The organism is Corynebacterium sp. HMSC074C05, assembly GCF_001838325.1.
GTDB lineage: Bacteria > Actinomycetota > Actinomycetes > Mycobacteriales > Mycobacteriaceae > Corynebacterium > Corynebacterium amycolatum.
Genome location: NZ_KV836292.1, coordinates 321,242 through 345,553, shown reverse-complemented (window position 1 = coordinate 345,553; position 24,312 = coordinate 321,242). Strand labels below are relative to the sequence as shown.

Genomic DNA, 24,312 nt, shown 5'->3' with positions numbered 1-24,312 from the left:
TTTACCAGCCACGCTCAGCGAGTCGGTGCGGCTGCGGAATCTCGTCGACGTTGATGCCAACCATCGCCTCGCCGAGACCGCGAGAGACATCTGCAATGACCTTCGGGTCATCGTAGTGCTGGGTTGCCTGCACGATAGCCTTGGCGCGCTTCTCCGGATCACCGGATTTGAAAATACCGGAACCAACAAAGACGCCCTCGGCACCGAGCTGCATCATCATTGCAGCGTCAGCTGGAGTCGCAATGCCACCTGCGGTGAACAGCACGACCGGTAGCTTACCGGTCTCAGCGACCTCGCGTACCAGCTCGTACGGCGCCTGCAGCTCCTTGGCAGCAACATAGAGCTCGTCCGGAGCCATGGAACGCAGACGGTTAATTTCAGCGCGGATGGTGCGCATGTGAGTCACAGCGTTGGAGACATCACCGGTACCGGCCTCGCCCTTCGAGCGAATCATGGCAGCACCTTCGTTGATGCGGCGCAGAGCCTCACCCAGGTTGGTCGCACCACAGACGAACGGCACGGTGAAGTCGAACTTGTCGATGTGGTTCGAGTAATCGGCCGGGGTCAGAACCTCGGACTCGTCAATGAAGTCAACACCGAGAGACTGCAGAACCTGTGCCTCAACAAAGTGGCCGATACGGGCCTTGGCCATAACCGGGATGGAGACGGCATTGATAATGCCCTCGATCATGTCCGGGTCGGACATACGCGACACGCCACCCTCTGCGCGAATATCGGCGGGGACGCGCTCCAGCGCCATCACGGCAGTTGCGCCGGCATCCTCAGCGATCTTGGCCTGCTCCGGAGTAACGACGTCCATAATGACGCCGCCCTTCATCATCTCAGCGAAACCGCGCTTCACGCGTGCGGTGCCCTGCCCGGAGTTGTTCTCAACCGTGCTCAACGAACCCTACTTCCCTAATAAAACTGGTGAATGTGACTGTTGGTAGTCGTCTAACACTATAACGCCTGAACTAGACAGTGCTGTTCATTGAGTCAGAAAACACAACGAAATTCCAGCACAACGGCGGCTTTTCCCACAATTAAGCCGTTGTCGGTCCATCTGCGACATCGAAATATTCCGGTTCAGGTGCAGTGCCCGCCAGCCGCAGCGCGCGCACTAGCGGCCTGGCTCGCAGTGCTTTCGTATCCGTCACCGCATCATTGTAGAAACGGCGGGCGAGCTCGAGCCGCGTGTGTGCGTCAGAAAGCTCAATTGCCATCGTCCGGTCCACAGGTTGTTCCTCATAGAGCGCCACAATTTTCCTAGTCAGTTCGTTTTCCACGTCTGCGCGCTGCCCAGTGTTGTTGGCTCGAAGTGGTGTGGCTTCCACCTTTGTCACTACGCCGGCGAGCTCCGGGTAGGCGGCACGAGCAACTGCGGCCCTTCGCCCCAATGCTGCTTCCAGTGAGGAACGCGCCAAGTCCGTGCGAATGTGCATACGGTTCAAACGCGTCGCTGTCGATGAAGCCACCAAACCGCTAACAAGCACGACAATCAGCGCAATGACTAGGACAACGACCCAGATTGGAACGGTTACGTCCACCGAAAACCCACTTTCACTCCGCTGCGTTTAATCAGTTGCCACGACGGAAATCTCTATGGCGCAATGACGACTTTTTCGCCATCCATGCGCACCGTATCGTACACACGCAAAACGCCATCGGCGACCTGCGACCAGTCATACTCCCAAGCCCGTTTATGCCCGAGTGCGCGAAGCTCCTCCCCCAACTTTGGCTGTCTCAAAAGGCGTACGACTGCATCCGCAAGGTCTGAACAGTTACCGTTTTCAAAGTGGAGCCCGTAATGGCCGTCGTCAAGCACGAGTTTGAACGCATCGATGTCGCTGGAGATCACCGGCGCACCCGCCGCCATCGCCTCTACCAGCACGATGCCGAAACTCTCCCCACCACGCTGCGGGGCAATGTACGCATCCGCATCGGCGAGGATTGACGCCTTAGCGTCCTCCGACAGTCTGCCGACGAAATGCAGGACATCTGCGTTTCTGCCCGCTTTACGACGTGCTGCTGCGACATCACCATCACCAACAACACAGACCTCAAGCTGTGGAATCTCCGCACATATTGCCGGCAATGCGTCGAGCAGAACGTCAAAGCCCTTGCGGGATTCGTCGAAGCGTCCGAGGAACACAAGCCGATAGAACCCCTCACGCCGTGGCGGGATCTCGGGCAACGATGAGGCGGCCGGACAGGACTCGAAATCTCCAACACGGACACCATTGGGAATGAGAACCGGGTCGCCGCCGAGTTGCTCAACCTGCCAGCGACGAGCCACTTCGGAGACAGCGATACCTCCCCGAATGCGTTCAAGGTATTTCCGCAAAAATGGCGTGGCCAACTTCAATGCCAGGGAGTCCGTCGCCGCAGAGTGATAGGTCGCGACAATTGGACCGACCGAGTTCACTAAGGACAGCATTGAAAAACTGGGCGAATTCGGCTCATGGATATGAAGGATTTCAAAGCTACCCTCCTCAATCCACGTGCGGACTCGACGGCTGGTGCGGGGACCAAAAGACAGCCGCGCGACCGAGCCGTTATATGGAATCGGGATGGCGGCACCACCTCGAACAACGAAATCCGGCACGTCCGCCTGCGCGCTAGCTGGGCCGATAAGACTGACCTCGTGGCCGCGACGGATGAACTCCTCACACAAGTCAATCGCGTGAGCTTGAACACCGCCTGGGACATCGAACGAGTACGGGCACACCATTCCGATTCGCACGGCTACTTTGACCTCTTCTTATCCGCTGGCCACAGTGGCTGCATCATGTGCCAATCCGCTGGATGCTGGGCAATATCAGATTCAAAAACAGTAGCGATGTCCTGGACAATGTCAGCTAGATTGCGCCCCTCAGTCGGCACGAATGGATGCGCTACAAAACGCCAGCCATCGCGCGTGTAGGACAGGCCCGCGGGCATAAGCCGAGCGCCAGTGTCCAGTGCCAGCTTTGCTGCACCGACCGGCATGGTAGTCTGCTCGCCGAAAAAAGTGACCGGGACCCCGTGGCCGCCGAAGTCACGATCAGACAGCAGGCACACAACGCCACCGTCTTCCAATCGCTTCTGCAGTTCCGGCATCGCGGGTTTTCCACCGGTAAGCGGGAGAATACGGAATCCGAGGGATTCGCGGTACTCCACGAAAGCGTCGTAAAGCACCTCTGGCTTCAGCCGTTCCGCCACGGTACTGAACCGGCCATGCCGGGAAACGAGCCACATACCTGCCATATCCCAGTTACCAGAATGCGGCAGTGGGATGACGATGGAATCTCCTGCCTCGAGGGCCTCAGCAACTCGTTCGAGCCCATCGCTGGTGGACTCGACCGTGTCTGCCAACTCGGGCGACGCGATGGAGGGCAACCGGAATGCCTCCACCCAATAACGTAGATAGGAACGCATGGAAGCCCGAATAAGACCTTGCGGCACTTCCTCAGATGGACAGCCCATAACGCGAGCCAAGTTCTTGCGAAGCTGGCGGGTAGTCGCGGGATTTGCTGCTACACGATCGGCGGCTATGTTGCCGATACGGTAGGCCACGCGTTCCGGCAGCAGACCAAAAATCTTCCACCCGGCCATATAGCCGAGCGCAACGAAATCATCTTTAGAGCGAGGCAGGAAGAAACTAGTCATTGTATCCTCCTTTAGTTGTTGGAATCAGCCGAACCCGTGGACTTCGGAGCAGAGTCGGGGTTAATAGATGAACTATCAGCTGCGCCTTCTGGCGGGGCGATGGGATCCAACGCTCCTGGCTGCTTAGCCACCATGTACAAGCGCTGGACGACGGTGAATACCGACCCAATCGCCAGGAGCCACATCGCGACGTAGAGGGCATAGTCCACGCCAAGCCCCTGGAGCCCAATGCCGATTAGACCGATAATCAGGCGCTCCGCACGTTCGACGAGACCACCGTTGACCTTAAGGGCGCTGGCCTCTGCCCGAGCCTTAACGTAGGAAATGACCTGGGAAGACCCCATGGTAATCAGTGTCAGAATAAGCAGCACTGGATCCGCGTCATGGTGATACACCACCCAATACGCTATCGCCCCGAACAGTGCAGCATCAGTAATGCGGTCACAGGAAGCATCCAGCGTCGCTCCGTATTTCGTTCCCTGCCCTCGAAGTCTGGCCATCGTGCCATCGAGCAGGTCAAAAGCTGTGAAAATAGCGATTGAAACCGCAGCTGCAAAAAGATGGTTGGTAGGAATCAGGATTACCGCAAGCAGAACGGAAACTGCAGTTCCCACCAGGGTGACCGTGTTCGGGCTAATCCCGACCCGCAAAAGTGCAGCGGCTACCGGTTCAACTACTGGGCGGATTGGAGCCCTGCCACGGACACTCAGCATGCTGCCCCATCCTCCTGATTGAGGGCACGCCAGCCGTCGGCAAGCAATTCGCGCGTCTGACGAAGCGCCTGCGGTAGCACCTTGGTGCCGTCGATCACGGTCATGAAATTGCTGTCGCCGGACCAGCGCGGCACAACGTGCATGTGCAGGTGGTCAGCAACCGAACCGCCGGAGGCCTTGCCCAAGTTGAAACCTACGTTGACGGCGTGCGGACGCGAAACCGATTTGAGAGTACGAACCGCATGCTTGGCAAACCGCATCATCTCGGCCGTTTCTTCGTCGGTCAAGTCCTCAAGGTTGGCAACTTCGCGATATGGAACCACCATGAGGTGCCCTGGGTTGTACGGGAACAGATTCAAAACGGCGTACACCCACTCGCCGCGAGCGATAATGAGTGCTTCCTCATCGCTTTGCTTCGGCAAATCAACGAAGGGGTTACGGGATGGCTTGGAGTTATGCACACCACGCTTGACAATGTAGTCCAGCCGGTACGGTGCCCATAAGCGCGTGAGCCGATCCGGTTCGCCGTAACCGCTGTCGACATATACGCCATCAGACGATTCCTGCTGGCCGGCATTGCCCTGCTGTTGCGGAGGCAACTCTTCACTTCCCGACTGATTCACTGCCATCCCCTTCGTTGCGTGGCCGGGCCCCATTCGAGCCCCGACCACATATGTTTCTCTGCTGTAGTTTACGACCTCGCGGTCAACTTCTTTGGATTGCCACGCGTGGTTCACCAGTTAAAACAACGCGGTCGAATTAGAGAGCGTTAGCGACCTCTAGAGAGCAGAGACATTCTCCTTGTTCGGCTGTTCGTTATTCCGCGAAGCAACCCAATCACAGATGATGTCCACAGCCTTCTCAACTGCCACCCCGTTAATCTGGGTGCCATCGAGGAACCGGAAGCTGACGGCACCTGCCTCAATGTCGCGGGCACCAGCCAGAATCATGAACGGAACCTTGGCCTGGGTGTGGTTGCGAATCTTCTTCTGCATGCGGTCATCCGACGTATCCACGTGGACGCGAATGCCACGAGACTTCAGCTGTGCAGCAAAGTCCTCCAGGTGCGGGATACAGTCATCCGCAACCGGGATACCAACAACCTGTTCCGGAGCCAGCCAGGCCGGGAAAGCACCCGCGTAGTGCTCCAATAGGACGCCAAAGAAACGTTCGATGGAGCCGAACAGCGCACGGTGAATCATAATCGGGCGCTTCTTGGTGCCGTCAGGTGCGGTGTACTCGAGCTCGAAGCGCTCCGGCAGGTTGAAGTCGAGCTGAACGGTCGACATCTGCCAGGTACGGCCGATGGCATCGCGGGCTTGGACGGAAATCTTCGGACCATAGAAAGCGGCTCCGCCCGGATCAGGAACGAGCTCGAGGCCAGAAGCATCGGCAACACGCTGGAGAATTGCCGTGGACTTCTCCCAAATTTCATCCGAGCCGACGAACTTCTTTTCGTCCTTCGTAGACAGCTCCAGGTAGAAGTCATCCAGGCCGTAGTCACGAAGAAGCGAAATGATGAAGTCGAGGACGTTAGTGAGCTCTTCTTCCAGCTGATCCTCGGTGCAGTAGATGTGGGCGTCGTCCTGCGTAAAGCCACGGGCTCGGGTCAGACCGTGGATAACACCCGATTTCTCGTAGCGGTAGACGGTGCCGAACTCGAACATACGAATCGGAAGTTCACGGTAGCTGCGACCACGCGATGCAAAAATGAGATTGTGCATCGGGCAGTTCATCGGCTTGACGTAGTAGTCCTGCGGAGCCTTGGTGCAGTTGCCGTGTTCGTCATATTCGCCGTCGAGCTGCATTGGCGGGAACATGCCATCCGCGTAGAAGTCCAGGTGACCGGACTTCTTGAACAGGTCGCCCTTGGTTACGTGCGGGGTGTTCACAAAATCATAGCCCGCTTCGATATGACGGCGACGGGAATGCTGCTCCATCTCGTTGCGGATGATGCCGCCCTTGACATGGAATACCGGGAAACCAGAACCAATCTCATCTGGGAAGCTGAACAGATCCAGCTCGGAGCCCAAGCGGCGATGATCGCGCTTCTCAGCCTCGAGCATGCGGTCAAGGTACTCGTCTAGCGCTTCCTTGGACTCCCACGCAGTGCCGTAAACACGCTGCAAGTTATCGCGAGACTGGTCACCCCGCCAGTACGCAGCGGAAGAACGGGTGATCTTAAAAGCAGGGATGTAGCGGGTGGTCGGCACGTGCGGGCCGCGGCAAAGATCAAACCACTCGGTCTCACCGGTACGCGGATTGACGTTGCGGTAGCCGGTCAAGGTCGTGCCTGCACCACCGACGTCGACATTGGCCTCATCATCTTCGGACACCTTGCCGGCCGACTTTTCAACAATCAGCTCGAGCTTATACGGCTCGTCGGCAAGCGCTTCCTGCGCCTCATCAGCAGACTCGAACGCGAAGCGTTCGAACCGCTGACCAGACTTGATGATCTTCTTCATACGCTTTTCGATGCGCTTGAGATCCTCCGGCGAGAAAGGCTCATCAACACGGAAGTCGTAGTAGAAACCATTGTCGATGGCAGGGCCAATGCCCAGCTTCGTCCCAGGGAACTCCAACTGCACGGCCTGAGCCATCACGTGAGTCGCAGAGTGGCGAATGACATCACGACCGTCCGGAGTATTCGCCGGAACGGGCTCGAAGACGGTTTCCACTTCTGGCTTAAAGGACAAATCCTTCAAATTGCCTTCAGGATCGCGGACACAAACGATGGCGTCAACGCCCTTGTTCGGGAAACCCAAGTCTCTCATCGCCTCGCCCGCAGAAACTCCTGCGGGCACGGAAAACGGTGCTGGGGTTGCAAATTCTTCTGACACGGCGTGCGTGTACTCCTTTTCAAAGTGTCTTCGAAAATCACATACCTGGTGACCTTCGTCAGTCGTTCACACACTTTACCGCACGGTCAAAACTCAGGCCTCGAAAAGGTCCTGCGCCCAGTACTCCTCCTCAGAAGTTCCTCGCGGCATAACAAACACGGCGGATCCAATGTGGAAAATCCACTGATTGAGACGGTCGTTCTTAGACAGCCGCTCCTGAATCGGATTGAACTGCTCCAACGGGTCCTTCTGGAAACAAATGAATATCAGGCCGGTGTTGGTCTCGAATCGACCATTCGGTTCCGGTGGCAGGTCATAGTTGTAGACCCGTCGCAGAATCCGCTGATTAGGTTTCTCCTTCGGAGGCATGGACAGTGCAACATGGCTGTTCGGATCCGTCAGAGGCAGACCATATTCATCAGTCTTCGCCAGGTCGACGGTCTCAAACTCGTCCTTACCTCCAATTGGCGCACCGGTGCCGATATCTCGGCCGGTAATAACAGTGCGGCTTTCGCGGTCCAAGACATCCCAGCCTGGAATATCCATTTCGATACGGCGGACAACCATCGCTGTACCGCCCCGCAACCAATCTGGGCCACTGTCAATCCAGACCTGCTTGTCGAATTCTTCACGAGTGCGCGGGTTGACCGTACCGTCCTTCTGGCCGAAGAGATTGCGCGGGGTCTCGCCTTCCTGCCTAGAACCATTGGCGTGCTGGAAGCCAGCCTGCACCCAATGGACGTCCAAACAAGAGCCCGCATTTCGGATCATCATTCGAGCCGCGTGGGAGACCATTACCGGGTCATCCGCACAAATCTGCAGGCACAGGTCTCCACCGTTCCACTCCGGGCGGAGCTCATCGTTAACGTACTTTGGCAGATCCTCCAGCCACTCGGGCTTCTGGTCTTCCCTATCGATGATTGTGAAGAAGTTTTCCCCATATCCAACTGTGATAGTCAGATTGGCCGGGCTCCCCATGAGCTCAGGCTCCAAGTCCGTTCGAGTAGCCTTGCCGGCTGTCATTCGGCGAGCGTCATCGGTCCAGGCACGCATGAGGTTTTGGAGACGATTGCGATTAACCCCCTTCTTTACGTTGAAGGCTATTAGCCATAGATTCGCCTGTGCGGGCGTCGCGATCCCCGCCTGATGAGCCCCATCAAAAGGTACGGTTGCTGTCTGCAAAGGCGGTTTCGGCGGCTCTTCCTGTGGACGTTCCAACCCAATCGCCTGGGCTTCCGGCGCCCCCAGGGCGAGCGCTGAGGCTCCTGCGGCGGTGCCGAGCCCGCCAAGAAAACGCCTTCTGGAAAAGCCTTTGGACATGTTGTGCACTCTTACCTTTCTGATTACTTCAAACTGGAGCCCATGAGGTGGCTGGAAATCCGCCGATTTTTCAATGGCTTCAACGCAACCACTGGCCTATCCAATTCGACCGTATCGAAAACCTTTTTCGGAAAAAGAAAAGCGCCGGAGTTCGTTGCATATGCTGCAATAACCTGCCAACTCCAGCGCTTCTGTCACCATTAGATCCAGTTAATCAATTCCTCGACGTACCTGAGCTCACGCCCGCTTTACGACGAGCCATTGCTTGACCAACTTGTCACAAGAATTAGTGGTGCGAGTGATCCATCTCACCGCCGCCCATATGCTCTGGGTTGTTCAGGTCACCGTCATTACCGTAGTCCTCTTCGCCCGCCGACTGGACACGAACCTCAACGTCCTGGGTGATGCTAGAGCCGTCGGAAAGCTCAATGACGAGCTTGTACTCAGCTCCCACATCCATAGCTTCATCATTGTCCATAATCATGAAGTGAGTGCTACCCGGTTCGAGAACGAGTTCGCCATCAGCCGGAATCGTCAGACCTTCCGGCACCTCGAACATCTTGCCGTCCTTGGTGTCGTGCTGCTCGAACTTCGTGCCCGCCTTCAGCCCCTCAAGCTTGAAGGACGAAACCTTGATGTCCTTATCAGTGTTGTTGGTCAGCGTACCGAAGATGGCGGTCATGCCCTTGTCAGCCGGCTTTTCCTTGATGTAGGCATCGACCAGCTGCACAGCAGCATCGCTCTTCTCCGTCTGAGAAGTAGCCTCGGTCGCAGCGGAGGTTGCGGACTCAGTCACCTCAGCAGCAGTGTTATCGTCGGATGAGCAACCTGCTAGAGCAAGGGTCAGAGCTGCGGAACCAGCAATCAGTGCAGTTGCAGTGCGATTGAGCTTCATGTGCCTATTTTGCCTTTCGATTAATAACGGTGACGACAGCGGCGATGATGACGATGAGTCCACCACCGAGGCCATAAGCCCATAGCGGTATTGACTTCGTTTCCTCGGCGTGCGCACCGGTTTGACGAGATTCTGCCCCAGCTTCGGCTGCGCCAGCAGCATCCGGATCAGCCACTGAGAAAGAGGTCTTTCCTCGGGTGGAGTGACCATCAGAGGAGGTAATCTGGAAACCAATAATGTAGTTGCCAGGCCCTGGATTAATCTCCTCAGGAATATCCAAAGAGACCTCATTACCCACTACTTCTGGCTCGTGGGAGTACAGGACTTCCTTGGCATCTGCATCACTAATTGCAACGGTGTTGAAGTTGTTCTTGGGGTTGCCGGAGAACTTGAGAGAAACGTGGTGCGGAAATTCATCGAGAACCTGCTTGTCGCCTGGATTCGATGACAGGACGGAATCATGAGCACTCGCAGGGGCTGCATTGATAACGGACGCGCCGGCAAAGACCGCAAGCGCCGCAGCGGCGGCTACTGCACGTCGGAAACCCGACTTTGAGAACCGAAACGTTTCGCCTGAAGCGACCCGGGGACTCACTAGAACAGTTCAACTCCTTTAAGCGGGACAGTTCGAGAAGAACAGCAGTAGTCTGACCGCTGCCCTTGTACCTATTGTCGGATGGTAGCCCAGAAAAGTTCCCGAGAGGGACGAATATAGTTCAGGTCACACAGCAAAACCCCGGCCGCGCCGTTTTTATACGATGCGTCGACCGGGGTTTTAAATGGTAGTCCCAACTGGGTTCGAACCAGCGACCTTTCCGGTGTGAACGGAACGCTCTTCCACTGAGCTATGGGACTCGGACAGAAAAGCACTAAGCCTTTGCTGCTCTGCGGAATAAGTTAGCACGCGTTTTGGAGATTTCCCTAATTGAGTTGCATTGCGTTTGCGATTGCGCAGTTCGAAGATTTTTTACCCCATCGATGGAACTCCATGACGATAGCGGCTCGATAGGCGCCCAGTAACAAACCCGCGAAAGCGAATAAATGACATTGTTGCGATTCAGAGGCATCAAAGATTGGTCTTTAGCCCCACTCTCATAGAGGCAATACAGATGCTCACCTGGTAATTTGTAATCAATCGCACAATCACGCTAAAGTATCTTTCGCACCGCAAGGGAGCAATTGAGATTCTCTTTTCGCCCTCCTTGCAACGCGATGCGGATGTAGCGCAGCTGGTAGCGCATAACCTTGCCAAGGTTAGGGTCGCGGGTTCGAGTCCCGTCATCCGCTCTGGTTTCTCAAGAAGTTAGGCCCTGTGGTATAACTTCGAGGCAACCACTGAGGCGGCAGCCTCACGGTGGAATGGCCGAGTGGCGAGGCAACGGCCTGCAAAGCCGTGTACACGGGTTCGATTCCCGTTTCCACCTCAGCAGAGATTCCTTACCGGTTTCGATGTTTTGCGCGATTAGCTCAGTGGGAGAGCGCTTCCCTGACACGGAAGAGGTCACTAGTTCAATCCTAGTATCGCGCACCACGTAAGCCCTTATGGGCGAACGTATTTGCGGATGTAGCGCAGCTGGTAGCGCATAACCTTGCCAAGGTTAGGGTCGCGGGTTCGAGTCCCGTCATCCGCTCAGTGCAAAGCCCCCTTCTCTCAGAAGGGGGTTGCGCATGAAAGCTTTCATATAGCTTTTAACCCAGCGCGATTAGCTCAGTGGGAGAGCGCTTCCCTGACACGGAAGAGGTCACTAGTTCAATCCTAGTATCGCGCACCACGTAAGCCCTTATGGGCGAACGTATTTGCGGATGTAGCGCAGCTGGTAGCGCATAACCTTGCCAAGGTTAGGGTCGCGGGTTCGAGTCCCGTCATCCGCTCAGACTAACTCCCTCCCGGGCATCCGGGAGGGAGTTTTCGTTTAACCCCAGTCAAGCAACCAATTTCATTGAGCCGTACCGCTCCCCCGTGTTAAGTAGCAAGACATGTCTTTCACCGGGCGTCTCGGCTGCCAAGTTTTCCAATTCGGCGGGCTTTGCTGAGCAGCTCACTCGCTTGGGACTATGAATGATCAGCACATGGCAGCTCCACGAATTTAGGTTTGACTGGACGCCAAGCCCATCGATTGAGACTCCAGCCGAATAGAAATGACCGCCCCAGGAACTTAGCCCTGGAGCGGTCTTTTCTATCAAATTTGTGAACTGAACTCGAGGTTACGCTGCGTCGCGAGCACCGAGCTCCTTGTCCAGGCGCAGCAGGCCAGCGCCATCGTCACCCAGAATCTCCAGGCGACCGATGATGCCGCGGACGGTGTCCTCTTCCTCAATCTGCTCAACTACGAAGCTATCCAGCAGCGGACGAGAGTCGATGTCACCTTCGCTGTCAGCAAGGTTGCGCAGGTTACGGATAGATGCCGAAACCTTCTCCTCGTGCTCGAGCGCAATGCGGAATGCATCGATAGCGGATGTGACCTTCACCTCCGGCGCCTCGACTGCGCCGATCTGCGGGCGATTGTCGCGAGCGTCAAGGTGGTTAATGAACTGATTGGCGTGATCGATTTCTTCCTCCGCCTGTGCACGCATCCACTCTGCCATACCAGAAAGGTCCAGCAGGTCCAGCTCGATAGCGAGCTGACGGTAGACGTGCGAAGCGGTGAGCTCCATAGTGATCTGGTCGTTGAATGCCTTTTCAAGGGTATCTGTGAGTCGCATACCTTCACTATAGGTAAAACCCTCGCAAACAACAACGATTATGGCGCTGCCCTTATAAGCCAGGCCTTGCCTACTCTGCAATCGTGAGCTTAACCTCGGCGGTATGGCTACACTCACATCCGCAAACCCATCTACCGATGAAATTCTTCACTTTCTTTCCCGACCAGCACAAACGACACCTGCTTCAGCGCCGGAGCTCCCCGCCACTCCCACAGTTACCGCCATCACCGTCACCAGTATGGACGGACGTGGCGCCATCGAAGGCGCCTCAGGACAGCTTGGCAATGACACCGACGCCACAATTTTCAACACGCTTCGTGCGCTTGCCGACGTCGTTTTCGTCGGCACGGGCACCATTGTCGCAGAAGACTACGGCCCAGTTGAGATACCGGAGCACCTAGAGGCCATTCGTCAAAAGCTTGGTCGCTCTGAGCATGTGGCAATGTCCACGCTCTCGCGTTCCTTGGACTTGGACGTAGAGTCCGACTTTTTTACAAACGCAGAAGCGAATCCTCCGATAATCTTCACCCCTACTGAGGACACTTTTAATAGCGAAGAGGAAACAGCCGCGCACGAGAACAAAGTTAAAAAGATAGAGTCAGTCGGAGCTCGCGTCGTTAAGCTCCCTGACCCCTCGGTAGAAGCGGCGTTAGCGTGGCTGGCCGAACATGGTTATCGGGACATTGTCGTAGAGGGTGGGCCGACAATGTATCGAGAAGCATTCAAATACGGGTGCGTCGACGAACTGTTCCTGACGTTGTCGCCAATGTGGGTGGGTAACGGTCCCCTGACTTTCGGCGAGAACGACCCTGATGAGGACGGGAACTCGACGAATCCGCAGGCTTTTGAAGTGCGGGATATCCTACGTTCCGACTCACACATCTTCCTACGCTATTCCCGCAGCTTCACCCAGTAGGGTGGAGTATTGTGAGTAAACCAAAAATCGACGTGAGCGCAAACGCAACGGCATTAACGCAAACGTCCAAGGACACGCCAGAACCACCTTCGGTGGCTCCACGCCCTCTGTCTCGGCAGGTGTCGCGAGGACTCAACGCTTTCTTGTGGCCTATCGCAGCTGTGGTGATCTTTCACCGCACCTGGATTTTGCCGAAAGACGTGTCTGGCACAGATGACTTTACGACGGTCTGGTCGGCAATTCATCGATTCGTATCGCAGGTACCCGTTTATTCGGAAGACTACGTAACAGCCGATCCGCACTATCTGTATTCGCCAGGCGCTACCCTACTTTTAGCCCCGATTGATTTGTTCGGCTCACTTGAATCGGGCCGAATCTGGTTTGCGGTATTTCAGTCAGCTGCCATCATTGCGGCAATTGTGTTGCTACTCAGGTGGCTTGGTATTGCGCGTTCTGGCCCCATCATTCCAGCGTCGATAGCACTGCTCTACCTCACGGAACCCGTTACCAACACCCTTGATTTTACGAATGTCAACGGTTCACTGTTCCTTGCCTTAGTGCTGTTTTTTATTGCACTGACGGAGCGACGCAATATCTTGGCCGGCCTGATTATCGGTATCGCAATCACTATCAAGCCCGTGTTCTTGCCAATGCTATTCCTACCGTTCATGCGCAGGCAGTTCTCTACGGTACTGACCAGTATCGGGGTGGTAATTGCAGCTAATGTCATTGCGTGGCCGCTCATGGTCCAGCCACGTGACTACCTACATATCACTATCCCCTACCTGGGAGTTGTCCGTGACTTTGCGAATGCTTCACTGACTGGGCAGCTTGTTTGGCTGGGTGCCCACCCGACACTGATTTTGCTGTGGCAAATCTTTTTCGGCATTTTCGTCTTGGTATCTGTCGTGCTCCTTCTTCGCTGGCTCGAAAGAGATGAGAAATTCTGGATTGCTACGACTTCCGGAGTTCTCTTCACCGGCGCGTTCTTCCTTTCCAGCCTGGGACAGCAGTACTACTCGATAACGCTCTTGCCAATGGTTCTCACCGTGCTTCGCCCATTGGTTTTGGATCGCGACAATGAAGGAAATATTGGTTCGACTGTCATGTTGAATTGGGGAGCAGGACTCGGAGTCGTACTCTGTTTCTTCTACGCCAATTGGTGGATTGATGAGGATGACCTATTTTTCCCGTGGTTCACGATTGCAATCGGCGGTATTGGATGGGCCGTTCTTATCCTCTCCATCACGGCAGCACTCATTCGAATGACGATCGTGGATGCCGTCAATGGGCGTAGCTTTGCATCCGGCTTCAGCTGGCTGGGTGACTGGAAGATCGCAGGCGGGAAGTTTAATCAGGAATCTGATCTCAAGTCTGAGGAGGCTATTCAGAATGGATGATTCGCATAGCGAAGACTGGAATCTGAGCGAAGAAGAATGGCGCGAACGCCTCAGTGCCGCGGAGTACCAGGTTTTGCGTCAGGCAGGTACTGAACGCGCCTTCACCGGTGAGTACACCGATACTAAAACTCAAGGTGTATACCGCTGCCGGGCTTGTGGTTACGAGCTGTTTCGCTCGAACGAGAAGTTCGCCTCTCACTGCGGTTGGCCATCTTTCTTCTCTCCACTAGCAGGAGACCGCATTATTGAGCGACGAGATACGAGCCTCGGTATGGTCCGCACCGAAGTGCTGTGCAGTCGTTGCAAGTCTCACCTCGGACACGTCTTTGAGGGAGAGGGATACAATACTCCAACCGACCTGCGTTATTGCATCAATTCAATTTCACTCACGCTGGAACCGGACAAGACGGCTGAATAACCGGATAAAGAAACAGCGCCGCTGGTCACAATCCCGTCAGTTAACGGGGCTTGACCAGCGGCGCTGCTGATTCTCTCGTAGATTGCGCGGGCTACGGCAGAACGTTGATAATCTCCGCGATGTCATCGACGCGACGGCCCGTGTGGAACGGAATCTCTTCGCGGACGTGCAGACGAGCCTCGGTGTAACGCATCTTCCACATCAAGTCCACAATGCGGTCGAGCTCCGGCCCCTCGAATGCAAGAATCCACTCGTAGTCGCCGAGTGCGAACGCCGGGACAGTATTGGCGCGCACATCCGGGTAGTCACGACCGGCCATACCGTGTTCAGCAAGGATGCGGCGACGCTCGGTTGGCTCCAGCAGGTACCAGTCGTAGGAACGGACGAATGGGTAAACCGCAATCCATCGTCCTGGCTCTTCACCCATGATGAACGACGGCAGGTGCGACTTATTGAACTCAGCTGGACGGTGCAACGCAGCGTTCGACCAGTGCGGGGTGGATGCCTGGCCCAGCGGAGTCTCGCGCAGGAAAGCGTTGTAGAACGCCTGCAGATCTTCCAGTTTCTCTGCGTGAATCCAGAACATGAAGTCAGCTTCAGCACGCATGGCCGAAACGTCGTAGAAACCACGGATGATCAGATCAGTGTCTTCGTAACGAGCCAAGAATTCCTTGGTCTTAGCCACTGCCTCTTCGCGGTTATCACCGAGTGCACCAGGGGTCACCTTGAAGGCAGACCACATGGTGTAGCGGATGGTGTCGTTGAGCTTCTTGAAATCGAGCTTCGTCATTAGTTGTCTCCTAGTTCGGTTGAAAAGTCGTTTAAAAACGATGGTTCAGCGCCAGTTTCGTACTCAGCACCAATCTCGCAGCTTTATCCCAGCTCCGCAGCAATCTTGCTAGCCGCAGCCTTGGCGTTGGAAATGCACTCCGGAATGCCCGGGCCACTGAGCCATGCCCCTGTTGCTGCAAGCTTAGGCACCTCGTCCAACTCCTGGCGAGCAAAATCCATCAAACCTCCATGCCCCATATCGAAGCGTGGAATCCCTGCCCACCAACGCTGGACGAAAACCGCTGTCGGTTCAGCATCAAAGCCAGTCGCCTTAGCCAAATCCGCCTTTGCCCTGGCGATGAGGTCTTCGTCGCTGCGATGCACGTGCGAGTCATCATCAAAACGGCCGAAACTTGCCCTCACAACGGCACCGTAGCGCTCACCAATATGTGGCCACTTTCGGGACGACACTGTGAAAGCTTTCGCGGACAGGTCCGCACCAATCTCACACAACACGCCGTTGATCTCCGGCAGTCCGTCCGACGTGTCGAAACACATACCGACCACCGCCGAGTTCGACGTGTCTACCCCACCGATAAGCTCTGCTGCCTCTGGAGCAAGGCTGCTCAACAGCTCTGATGTGGTTGCAGAAGGTGCCGCCAGGACAACACCGTCGACGTCGATTGTGTTAACGCTCGTGCCGCTTTCCGACGGCGCTTCCACTGTCACCTCAAAGCCATTGTCATGCTGCCGCAAGCCAGCAGCCTTCGTCGACAAGAGGAGTTCGGCTCCCGATTCGTCGGCAAGCGTGTTGTAGAGGACCTCGAAGCCATCTCGGAACGTTTGGAAGACTACCGGTCGCTTCGTCTTCGCCGAGTCTGTCGCAGCCTCACTGCTCAGACGCGCCTGCTGCGCCTGCTTACGTGCTTCCAGAACGCGCTGGACAGCGCCGGTGAGGCTGACATAATCACCGACACTGGCCATTTCATCAAGCGCTGCCGCCAGCTGTGGGACGGTCGCACGCAGCCCCAGGTCGTATGCGGTGGTTGAGTAGACGCCCCCGAGCAGCGGGGAGACGATGCGGTCAACCACTTCTTCACCGAGACGCGCCGCGACCAGCTGGCCGACATTCATGTCGTCGCCCAGTACCCAGTGCAAGGCTGGAGTGAGCTCGGGGTTCGACTCAGCATCAATCTTGGCGAGGGTGGCCTCGCTGAGGAGATAGCCCAACCCCTCTGAGCTTCCTGGAATACCGGTGACCGTATTGCGCGGAAGGTCCTTGAGCTCACCGCCAATGTAGAGCTTGGAAGGCAACCCCGAAGGGGCGACTAGCTGATCCGCCAAACCGAGTTCCTTGAAAAACTCGGTGGCATCGTGACGGAATGCCAGGTACGCCTCAGCGCCCGCTTCAAGAGGGCCGTTAGCTCCTGGTCGAGTCTTCAGCTTGCCGCCGACCTGTGCACTGGACTCGATGACAATAATTCTTGCGGCGGGTCCGAGCTTTTTACGCAACTCATACGCTGCGGTCAGGCCGGAGATACCGCCACCTACGACGGCAATGGTAGAAGGTTGTGCAACCACGGTATTTCGTACGCTTTCTCTGTGCCCGCCCCTCGAGCGGGCACGGTCGATAAGACTTGTAGGAAATTAGCTAGTGCGTGTTTTACACGCCTGTTGCGTCGGCTATTACGTTGCGTGAATGATTTCAACGGCGCGCGTAATCGCGTCGGCATCGGTATTCGGTAGCACTCCGTGACCCAAGTTGAAGATATGTCCACGGGCATCACCACGCTTAATTGCACGGTCCGCTTCAGAACAGATGCGCTGGATCTCTTGGGTCATTGCAGCTTCACCGGCAAAGAGAATCGCCGGGTCAAGGTTACCCTGCAATGCAAGGCTGTTTTGCGCCGGGTCTGCGCCTCGGTGAACGTCGGAAAGCGTGGCACGAATGCGGTTGGCAGCAACGTCCAGTGGCACGCGCCAGTCGACGCCCATGACTTCTGGGCCGGCTTCAGCCATAGCACCGAGAAGCTCGCCGGTCCCCACACCGAAGTGGATGCGCGGAATGCCGGCGTCGGCGACAGCCTGGAAGATTTCCTTCGAGTACGGCAACACAAAGCGGCGGTAATCACGCTCGGTGAGATAGCCAGCCCAGGAGTCGAAGAGCTGAATAGCGTCCACACCAGCGCCAATCTGTGCGCGCAGGAAAGCAATCACCATCGGAGTGATTTTCTGCATCAGGTGATCCCACAATTCAGGATCCGAGTGCATGAGCGCCTTAGTGCGCTCGTGATTGCGGGATGGACCGCCTTCAATCAGGTACGACGCCAAGGTGAACGGCGCACCAGCGAAACCAATGAGCGCCTGGGAATCAGTCAGCTCTTGCAGAATGAGGCCGATGCCCTCGGCCACCGGAGCGAGTTGCTCTTCCGTGACTTCCGGTAGTGCCTTGATGTCTGCTTCCGAGCGCACCGGAGCATCCATTACCGGACCGCGACCGGGAACAATATCCAGGTTGACACCCGCGGCCTTCAGCGGCACGACGATATCGGAAAAAAGAATCGCAGCATCAACGTCGTGCCTACGTACCGGCTGCATAGTAATCTCAGCGAGCAGTTCCGGACGGAAGCAGGAGTCCAACATTCCGATGTCCTTGCGTACCTCACGGTATTCAGGAAGCGAACGACCTGCTTGCCGCATAAACCAGACCGGACGGCGCGAAGGAGTTCGACCGTAAGCTGCATCAAGAATCGGGGCATCAGTCAAAGTGCGACGATTGTTCATACGGACAATCATGCCCCACTTACCTTAGAAATTAATGTGTGGGGTACTAAGAACAGGGAAATCGCTCGCCCTGCTGTGCGTTTTCGACAAACCGCTTGGTCGCTTTCCGCTCTTTTCGGCGCGCCTCCCACTAACGCAAGCGACATATGGCTAAGTTCAGGCCCGTGAATGGAACCGATTCAACGCCACAGAACTTCCGCGCCGCGGTCGAGTCAATGCACTCTGCTGAACTGCGACCTGAGATTGCTCTGGGCACCGTTCGGCCACCGCAGAAGCTGGCGCCGTTTAGCCACGCTGTCTCGCTTGAGGTCACGCAGCCCGAAGCTGATATTGTCCCCGAGTCCTCGGACGATGATGCCTTTGGTCGTTTAATTTTGCTGCACGATCCCCGCAGTGAGGAAACCTGGGACGGCGATATGCGCTTGGTTGCATACATCCAGGCAGATATGGATGCCTCCCTCGCGGAAGATCCGCTGCTTCCCCAGGTTGCCTGGCAATGGCTCACCGAGGCTCTGGCTGAGAACAACGCCAAACTGTCAAACTTGGGTGGCACGGTGACGACTACGAACTCTGTCCGCTACGGCGAGATTGGCGGCAAGCCACAGGCCTTTCAATTAGAAATGCGCGCATCGTGGACTGCTCGTGGCACCGACCTGCGCACTCACGTTGAATCTTTCGCTCAGGTACTAGCGAACGTCGCTGGTCTGCCACCCGTCGGCGTATCCCTGCTGGGCTGATACTGGTAACTGCTGATACCGACGACCGAAGAGGCGTGCGATGAGCTCCGACGTGGAAACTAGTCCCGACGTAGAAGTAAGACTTGCCCCAGCCGAGGGAACTCCACGCGTGCTTTCCGACATCGACGACATTATTAACGCCGGTGAGCAGCTGGCCAAAGGACACGGTTGGCTCGCAGTCGATACTGAACGAGCTTCGGCATATCGCTACGACGACCGCGCCTTCCTGCTTCAATTTCGCCGCCATGGAGCGGGCACCTTTCTCATCGATCCCGAAGACGGGCGCAAGGCGATGGCCGTTTTCGGTTCCTCAGTCAACGACCTGACCTGGATTATTCACGCAGCTCATTCTGACCTTCCCTGCCTCGCAGCTCTGGGCCTCTACCCCGCCAAAGTCATTGACACTGAGCTGGCCGGTCGCCTTCTCGGACTCGAGCGAGTCAACTTAGCAGCTCTAACAGAACGACTCCTCGGAGTTGGACTTGCCAAGGGGCACGGTCGAGAGGATTGGTCTACTCGTCCGCTGCCAGCGGATTGGCTGGACTACGCAGCCCTGGATGTCGAGCTGCTCATCGAACTCGCAGAGGTTCTTTGTCAGGCGCTGGCTGAGCTCGACCGTTTGGAATGGCTAGAGCAGGAATGCGAACGCGAACTCGCTACCAACCGTAAATACCTCGATGGTCTACACGTCGGACACTCGTGGCAAGGACTCAAAGGCATTGGGAAGCTGCGCACTCCCGAACAACTCCACGTCGCCCGTGCACTGTGGACTGAGCGTGACGAAATCGCACAGCAACGTGATGTCTCCCCAACACACATCATGGGGCACAGCGTTCTACGTACAATCGCAGAACAACTCCCAGGTACGCAGCGTGAGCTGACTGCAATCCGTGGATTTCCACGTCGCCGTCGCGGTGCTGCGGACGCTTGGTTGAGGATCGTTAATGAAGCCCGTCAGGAACCCAGGTCATCATGGCCGAAGCCTCAAAAGCCGCCTCGCAACGAGATGCCACACTTTCGGCGTTGGGCTGAACATGCCCCACAAGCCGCCGAGATTTTCGAAACCACGCGAGGCTGCATCGACAACGTCTGTGCCCAAATACACCTGCGCAAAGACACACTCATCACTTCCGCGCAGACACGTGAACTTGTTTGGTGGATTCACAGCCGCGCAGTCGACTCATTCGTATTCCGCCACCACGACAACTACGCTGGCGGCCTGCCAGCCGTTACAGAAATCTCCGCCCACCTCAGCGAACAGGGTTTCCGCCCATGGCAGGCACATTTGCTTGCCGACGTAATCGGCGCCAACGTCCTTGCGCCCATGCGGCACCCACTCTAGCTACAGCTGCTCTAGCACCGCGATGGTTTCAAAGTGATGTGTTAGGCCAAATGCGTCTACGACCTCGAGGTGTTTGAACGCGTAGCCGTGGTCAGCCCAGTACCGGGCATCGCGCGCAAAAGTCGCCGGATCGCAACCGAAATGTACAACCGTGCGTGGCTTGGCCTCAGCAATAGCGGCAATGGCATCCTTACCGGCACCGGAGCGCGGAGGGTCGAGAACGACGACATCCGGGTTTGGTGTTTCCTCATTAGCAACTTCGCGGCGCACAACCTTGGTGACATCCCCAGTAACGAACCGAACTGGTGCCGCAGGTGTCGCATTCCCACTGTGGTCAGCTGCAGTGAAAGCCCTGCGCCCCGCCGTCGCTGCCGCGGCAAACCCCTCTACAGAGAGAATTGATCCCTCAGCGTCTACTAGCTTGCGCAGTGCCGCCGCCAGAACGCCTGCGCCGCCGTAGAGATCCCAAGCACAGGAGAAGGACTGACCGGCCAACAGGCTAATGATGCGCGAGCCATAGAACTCAGGAGCATGGCGATGAGCTTGCCAAAAACCGGTAGTCGGCACATCGAAAGTAATGCCGTGAACAGCGTGCTGTGTGGTTGGCTCGCCTTCAATCACTGTTTGCTTGCGACTCCGGCCACTGCCGGAGACGTACACAGCGCTTCGGTTACCCTCGGCATCCATTGCCACATGGAGTTCTCCCAGCTTCGGCGCTCTGCGCCCTCTACCGCGAGCGGGCTCAGCGACGGGGATGGTTCCGGCCGTCGTAAAGCCAGCGATGAGATTGGGTACTGTCTGGGCACACTCGGAGCCGATGACAAGATCGTGGGAACGAGAACGCCGCAGCCCCGCTCGCCCCTGGGAATCCACACCTAGCCGCACGCGCGTTCGCCAGTGGGAAGTGGGCGCAAGTGGAACGACATCGATAGCTGGCAGCTCGTCGGCGGTGAAACGTCCCAGACGGCGGAGACAATCAGTCAAGACATCAGCCTTGAGACGCGCCGCGTGCTCAGGATCAATAAAACCCCAGTCGCAACAACCCGCGCCCTGCTGAGCTGCTTGGCAACGCTGCGAAACTCGATGTTCTGAGGCATCCAGAACCTCAACGACATTGCCGCGCCACAGCTTGGCATCAGGTTTGGCAATTTCGACAACAACGCGTTCGCCGGGGATGCCGCCGGTGACGAAACCGATACGTCCGTCATAGCTGGCAATGAATTCTCCGCCGGCAGCGGGACGGTCAATAGTCACTTCGATGTTCACGCAGTGTGATACTACCCGCTGACAAGAGAAAAGCCGCCGTCGGGTGACGGCGGCGGGCAGTGCACAGTGGCACCTGCAAATCCTCTTCTAACTGGTCAAGCAGCTAGATTATCTCTGCTGGCGAGTTGACCAAACTAATTGGTGGAACCATCCGGGTTGATACCAGTAGCGCCCGGCACCTGCCCAGGTTCACCTTCAGCTTGAGCAGCCTGGGCCTGCTGCTGGTATGCCTGACGAATCTGCTCGGCCATCTGGGACGGCAGCGTAACCGGAAGCGGCTGACCTGCCGGCATCGGGTTCTCACCGCGAGAGACGAAACTACGGGCAAGGAGACCGCGGGCGAGATCCGCAAGTTTCTCCGCCCGATCGGCCGGCCCGGAGGCCGTCATGCGAAGCATCCAACGCGGGCCGTCGGCGCCGATGATTCGCATTTCCATATCGGAGGTGCGGCCAACGACCTCAGAACCCCACGGCCCCTGTTCGACATGGACATCGAGGCCATCGGACTCAAGACCGTCCTTGATTTCCTGAGCAGACTCCTCCCAGAGGCCACCCGACGTCGGAGCAGCGAATGCTACAGGAGTTACGCGGCCATGCTCAGTGGCGACGTGCAGCATAGTTGGACCTGTCGGCCCCATCTCCACCTGAATATCACCAACGTGAGGAATAGGCAGCAGCATCGAACCGAGGTTCAAACTGGCCTTCGCGAAGTCCGAAAAATCAAACTGCGTCGGGCTAGCGCTGTTGATATCAAAGGGGCCGTTTGCTGGTGCATTCTCCGCGGCGACTTCCGACGCGTCGTCATGCAGGGTTGCGGCAGCTTCCTCAGAAGCTGGCGCCGCAGACTCGGTGGTAACGGCCTCTGCCTCGGCAGCTGGTTCTTCTGGCTGGTTCTTCTTTCCAAATGGCCACATGGTGGTTTATTGACACCTCGCTAAAAAGAAATCTTTGTATACGCCTTTGTAAACGCTTTATTGAGCTCTTCACGCATTGAACCACACTTGATGGGGTTCTCGCGCTGTCAGAGACGTTTTAAAGCGTCGTGGACACTCCGGTTGACCCGTGACCACCCGCACCGCGTTCAGTTTCATCGAGTTCATCGACTTCCAGCAGCGGGCTGAGCTCGACCTTCTGCACAACCAATTGTGCGATTCGATCACCCTTGGCGATCTCCACCGCGTTGGTGGGGTCCAAGTTGATCAGGCAGACTTTAAGCTCACCACGGTAACCGGCATCGATCGTGCCGGGAGCGTTGACGATGGAAAGCCCCTTTTTGAAAGCCAATCCGGAGCGTGGATGAACCAATCCCACGGTGCCCGCCGGCAAGGCAATGGCAATACCGGTTCCCACGAGTGCCCGCTGCCCGGGTGCTAGGACGACATCCTCCGCTGAGCTCAAATCCACACCGGCATCATCGGCATGCGCACGCTGGGGAATCACTGCGTCTTTAGTGAGCTTTTTCACTTGCACCGGGGCATAAGTCATCTCTTCGTATATCCTTCGCTGTCGCGTCTTTTAAGAACCGCACTTCGGCCCTGTCAGTACCGAGCATAGCCGTGCCCTAGAATGGATAACCGTGAGTGGAAAAGATAACCTGCAGCCTCGTCGCGGCGACAGCTCAGCATCCGTCTCTGAAGATGCGGCACTAACAATGAGCTCGAGCGGAGATTCATCGATTGTCTATTCCGAAAAGCTCTGGGTTCCCTGGTGGTTCTGGGTACTCGGCGCTGTCGCCGTTTTTGTATGTACGGCCCAGATTGGATTTAACCGTTCACCGATTTGGCTTGTTATCGGCGGCATTATTTGCCTGGCCGTGGGCGTGTGGGTGCTGTTGACTATGTCGAAGACTACGGTGTCCGTAGAAGTGGATAGCACTGGTGAGCGCTGGCTTCACGCTGGCACGGCAGTTCTGCCAGCATCGGTTGTTGCAAAATCCCTAGTGGTCCCGAAGTCCGCGCAGCGCAATGCGTTGGGCCGTCAGCTCGATCCGGCAGCATTCCTGGTTACGCACACGTGGATTCCCACGATGGTGCTGCTAGTCCTCGACGATCCGGACGACCCCACCCCCTATTGGCTGGTCTCCACCCGCCGCCCCGAGGCACTACTTGACAGTCTCTTCGACCGCTAGGTCACAATCTCTCACCGCCGCTACACGCTTTCCGACGGCCCCGCGCCGCCACAGCCGTGGCAGTGGCGGTTTTCCTTTTCCTAGGAAGTTATCCCGATTGTGTGAGGACTAAGCACAGTCCTGGCAGATGGGGAAACCATCGCCGTTATCGATGGCAATCATCGAGCGGTGCATCACCATAAAGCAGGAGCCACAGGTGAATTCATCCTCCCCCTTCGGGGCAACATCCATATCGAATTCTTCACCCGCGATGTCGGCGACCGGCAACTCGAACGGCTCGACAATTTCGCCGTCGTCAGTGTCGTCGATTTCCTTCTCAGCAGATGCAGCCTGAAGGCCCTCGAGGGAATCGGTCTCCAGCTCTTCGGTTTCACGAGTACGCGGGGCATCGTAGTTTACAGCCATGTCCCAAACCTTCTTTCCGGACCTTT

General features: G+C 56.7%; 24 protein-coding genes and 7 tRNA genes. 12 read left to right on the top strand and 19 right to left on the bottom strand.

The features are described from left to right. Nucleotide 1: 1 nt before the first annotated feature. From pdxS to HMPREF3042_RS07710, 11 genes are all read right to left on the bottom strand, one after another. A complete protein-coding gene (gene pdxS, locus HMPREF3042_RS07760; RefSeq protein WP_005511452.1) occupies nucleotides 2–904 on the bottom strand; it encodes a pyridoxal 5'-phosphate synthase lyase subunit PdxS in 903 nt (300 codons plus the stop codon). 139 nt (nucleotides 905–1,043) lie between these two features. Further along, nucleotides 1,044–1,547, bottom strand: a complete 504-nt coding sequence (locus HMPREF3042_RS07755; RefSeq protein WP_070856719.1) for an NUDIX hydrolase — start codon at nucleotides 1,545–1,547, stop codon at nucleotides 1,044–1,046. A 53-nt stretch (nucleotides 1,548–1,600) separates the two neighbouring features. Then, a complete protein-coding gene (locus HMPREF3042_RS07750; protein ID WP_070856718.1) occupies nucleotides 1,601–2,743 on the bottom strand; it encodes a glycosyltransferase family 4 protein in 1,143 nt (380 codons plus the stop codon). Nucleotides 2,744–2,745: 2 nt separating this feature from the next. Then, nucleotides 2,746–3,648, bottom strand: coding sequence for a phosphatidylinositol mannoside acyltransferase (locus HMPREF3042_RS07745; protein ID WP_070601488.1), 903 nt, complete (start codon nucleotides 3,646–3,648; stop codon nucleotides 2,746–2,748). 11 nt (nucleotides 3,649–3,659) lie between these two features. Beyond that, complete coding sequence (gene pgsA, locus HMPREF3042_RS07740) at nucleotides 3,660–4,361, bottom strand: phosphatidylinositol phosphate synthase (RefSeq protein ID WP_049173006.1); 702 nt, start codon at nucleotides 4,359–4,361, stop codon at nucleotides 3,660–3,662. After that, complete coding sequence (locus HMPREF3042_RS07735; protein ID WP_042388668.1) at nucleotides 4,355–4,990, bottom strand: ATP adenylyltransferase; 636 nt, start codon at nucleotides 4,988–4,990, stop codon at nucleotides 4,355–4,357. Before HMPREF3042_RS07735 ends, pgsA begins: the two co-directional genes overlap by 7 nt. A 150-nt stretch (nucleotides 4,991–5,140) precedes the next feature. Continuing rightward, a complete protein-coding gene (gene thrS, locus HMPREF3042_RS07730) occupies nucleotides 5,141–7,135 on the bottom strand; it encodes a threonine--tRNA ligase (RefSeq protein WP_222865459.1) in 1,995 nt (664 codons plus the stop codon). 159 nt (nucleotides 7,136–7,294) lie between these two features. Beyond that, the gene (locus tag HMPREF3042_RS07725) at nucleotides 7,295–8,521 is read right to left on the bottom strand and encodes a Dyp-type peroxidase (RefSeq protein WP_070601490.1); all 1,227 of its coding nucleotides are present in this window, start codon (nucleotides 8,519–8,521) and stop codon (nucleotides 7,295–7,297) included. A 286-nt stretch (nucleotides 8,522–8,807) separates the two neighbouring features. Continuing rightward, nucleotides 8,808–9,416, bottom strand: a complete 609-nt coding sequence (locus tag HMPREF3042_RS07720) for a copper chaperone PCu(A)C (RefSeq protein WP_070856717.1) — start codon at nucleotides 9,414–9,416, stop codon at nucleotides 8,808–8,810. A gap of 4 nt (nucleotides 9,417–9,420) precedes the next feature. Next, nucleotides 9,421–10,011 (bottom strand): copper resistance CopC family protein, encoded by a 591-nt coding sequence (locus tag HMPREF3042_RS07715; RefSeq protein WP_070832268.1) that lies wholly within the window; start codon nucleotides 10,009–10,011, stop codon nucleotides 9,421–9,423. A gap of 185 nt (nucleotides 10,012–10,196) precedes the next feature. Further along, a tRNA-Val gene (locus HMPREF3042_RS07710) sits at nucleotides 10,197–10,271 on the bottom strand. 359 nt (nucleotides 10,272–10,630) lie between these two features. On the opposite strand from HMPREF3042_RS07710, the gene HMPREF3042_RS07705 reads away from it, so the two are divergent. The 6 genes from HMPREF3042_RS07705 (at nucleotide 10,631) to HMPREF3042_RS07680 (ending at nucleotide 11,288) form a co-directional block, all read left to right on the top strand. Next, nucleotides 10,631–10,703 (top strand) — tRNA-Gly (locus tag HMPREF3042_RS07705). Between the two features lie 66 nt (nucleotides 10,704–10,769). Then, nucleotides 10,770–10,840 (top strand) — tRNA-Cys (locus HMPREF3042_RS07700). A 32-nt stretch (nucleotides 10,841–10,872) separates the two neighbouring features. Continuing rightward, nucleotides 10,873–10,947, top strand: a tRNA-Val gene (locus HMPREF3042_RS07695). Between the two features lie 27 nt (nucleotides 10,948–10,974). Next, a tRNA-Gly gene (locus tag HMPREF3042_RS07690) sits at nucleotides 10,975–11,047 on the top strand. A 66-nt stretch (nucleotides 11,048–11,113) separates the two neighbouring features. Then, nucleotides 11,114–11,188: transfer RNA gene (locus HMPREF3042_RS07685), tRNA-Val, on the top strand. A 27-nt stretch (nucleotides 11,189–11,215) separates the two neighbouring features. After that, nucleotides 11,216–11,288, top strand: a tRNA-Gly gene (locus HMPREF3042_RS07680). 333 nt (nucleotides 11,289–11,621) lie between these two features. On the opposite strand, the gene HMPREF3042_RS07675 is transcribed toward HMPREF3042_RS07680, so the two are convergent. After that, nucleotides 11,622–12,119: a ferritin gene (locus HMPREF3042_RS07675; RefSeq protein WP_016422668.1), complete on the bottom strand. Its 498-nt coding sequence runs from the start codon at nucleotides 12,117–12,119 to the stop codon at nucleotides 11,622–11,624. A gap of 103 nt (nucleotides 12,120–12,222) precedes the next feature. Here HMPREF3042_RS07675 and HMPREF3042_RS07670 point away from each other — a divergent pair, with 103 nt between their 5' ends. The 3 genes from HMPREF3042_RS07670 to msrB are packed head-to-tail and all read left to right on the top strand — an operon-like array spanning nucleotide 12,223 to nucleotide 14,853. Then, a complete protein-coding gene (locus HMPREF3042_RS07670; RefSeq protein ID WP_070856716.1) occupies nucleotides 12,223–13,035 on the top strand; it encodes a dihydrofolate reductase family protein in 813 nt (270 codons plus the stop codon). Between the two features lie 11 nt (nucleotides 13,036–13,046). Beyond that, the gene (locus tag HMPREF3042_RS07665; RefSeq protein WP_246822372.1) at nucleotides 13,047–14,435 is read left to right on the top strand and encodes a glycosyltransferase family 87 protein; all 1,389 of its coding nucleotides are present in this window, start codon (nucleotides 13,047–13,049) and stop codon (nucleotides 14,433–14,435) included. Further along, a complete protein-coding gene (msrB, locus tag HMPREF3042_RS07660) occupies nucleotides 14,428–14,853 on the top strand; it encodes a peptide-methionine (R)-S-oxide reductase MsrB (protein WP_070856714.1) in 426 nt (141 codons plus the stop codon). Before HMPREF3042_RS07665 ends, msrB begins: the two co-directional genes overlap by 8 nt. 91 nt (nucleotides 14,854–14,944) lie before the next feature. On the opposite strand, the gene hemQ is transcribed toward msrB, so the two are convergent. The 3 genes from hemQ to hemE all read right to left on the bottom strand — a co-directional run bounded on the left by hemQ (nucleotide 14,945) and on the right by hemE (nucleotide 18,420). Next, nucleotides 14,945–15,643: a hydrogen peroxide-dependent heme synthase gene (hemQ, locus tag HMPREF3042_RS07655; protein WP_070429449.1), complete on the bottom strand. Its 699-nt coding sequence runs from the start codon at nucleotides 15,641–15,643 to the stop codon at nucleotides 14,945–14,947. 83 nt (nucleotides 15,644–15,726) lie between these two features. Beyond that, the gene (gene hemG, locus HMPREF3042_RS07650; protein WP_083327443.1) at nucleotides 15,727–17,205 is read right to left on the bottom strand and encodes a protoporphyrinogen oxidase; all 1,479 of its coding nucleotides are present in this window, start codon (nucleotides 17,203–17,205) and stop codon (nucleotides 15,727–15,729) included. Between the two features lie 105 nt (nucleotides 17,206–17,310). After that, nucleotides 17,311–18,420 carry a uroporphyrinogen decarboxylase gene (hemE, locus tag HMPREF3042_RS07645; RefSeq protein WP_070601496.1) on the bottom strand — a complete coding sequence of 370 codons (1,110 nt, stop codon included), beginning with the start codon at nucleotides 18,418–18,420 and terminating at the stop codon, nucleotides 17,311–17,313. A gap of 152 nt (nucleotides 18,421–18,572) precedes the next feature. Between hemE and HMPREF3042_RS07640 the strand changes: the two genes are divergently transcribed. Further along, nucleotides 18,573–19,145, top strand: a complete 573-nt coding sequence (locus HMPREF3042_RS07640; protein WP_256375250.1) for a DUF3000 domain-containing protein — start codon at nucleotides 18,573–18,575, stop codon at nucleotides 19,143–19,145. Nucleotides 19,146–19,197: 52 nt separating this feature from the next. Further along, the gene (locus HMPREF3042_RS07635) at nucleotides 19,198–20,487 is read left to right on the top strand and encodes an HRDC domain-containing protein (RefSeq protein WP_246822371.1); all 1,290 of its coding nucleotides are present in this window, start codon (nucleotides 19,198–19,200) and stop codon (nucleotides 20,485–20,487) included. Here the strand turns inward: HMPREF3042_RS07635 and HMPREF3042_RS07630 are convergent, their stop codons facing one another. From HMPREF3042_RS07630 to dut, 3 genes are all read right to left on the bottom strand, one after another. Continuing rightward, nucleotides 20,488–21,753, bottom strand: coding sequence for a class I SAM-dependent RNA methyltransferase (locus HMPREF3042_RS07630; RefSeq protein WP_070856713.1), 1,266 nt, complete (start codon nucleotides 21,751–21,753; stop codon nucleotides 20,488–20,490). It abuts the gene before it with no gap. Nucleotides 21,754–21,887: 134 nt separating this feature from the next. Further along, the gene (locus HMPREF3042_RS07625; RefSeq protein ID WP_070856712.1) at nucleotides 21,888–22,667 is read right to left on the bottom strand and encodes a DUF3710 domain-containing protein; all 780 of its coding nucleotides are present in this window, start codon (nucleotides 22,665–22,667) and stop codon (nucleotides 21,888–21,890) included. 118 nt (nucleotides 22,668–22,785) lie between these two features. Then, complete coding sequence (gene dut / locus HMPREF3042_RS07620; protein WP_070601501.1) at nucleotides 22,786–23,238, bottom strand: dUTP diphosphatase; 453 nt, start codon at nucleotides 23,236–23,238, stop codon at nucleotides 22,786–22,788. Between the two features lie 166 nt (nucleotides 23,239–23,404). Here dut and HMPREF3042_RS07615 point away from each other — a divergent pair, with 166 nt between their 5' ends. Continuing rightward, nucleotides 23,405–23,881, top strand: a complete 477-nt coding sequence (locus HMPREF3042_RS07615) for a DUF3093 domain-containing protein (protein ID WP_070601502.1) — start codon at nucleotides 23,405–23,407, stop codon at nucleotides 23,879–23,881. Nucleotides 23,882–23,989: 108 nt separating this feature from the next. Here HMPREF3042_RS07615 and HMPREF3042_RS07610 read toward each other — a convergent pair whose 3' ends face one another. Next, nucleotides 23,990–24,286, bottom strand: coding sequence for a DUF4193 family protein (locus HMPREF3042_RS07610; protein WP_016422655.1), 297 nt, complete (start codon nucleotides 24,284–24,286; stop codon nucleotides 23,990–23,992). Nucleotides 24,287–24,312 lie beyond the last annotated feature (26 nt).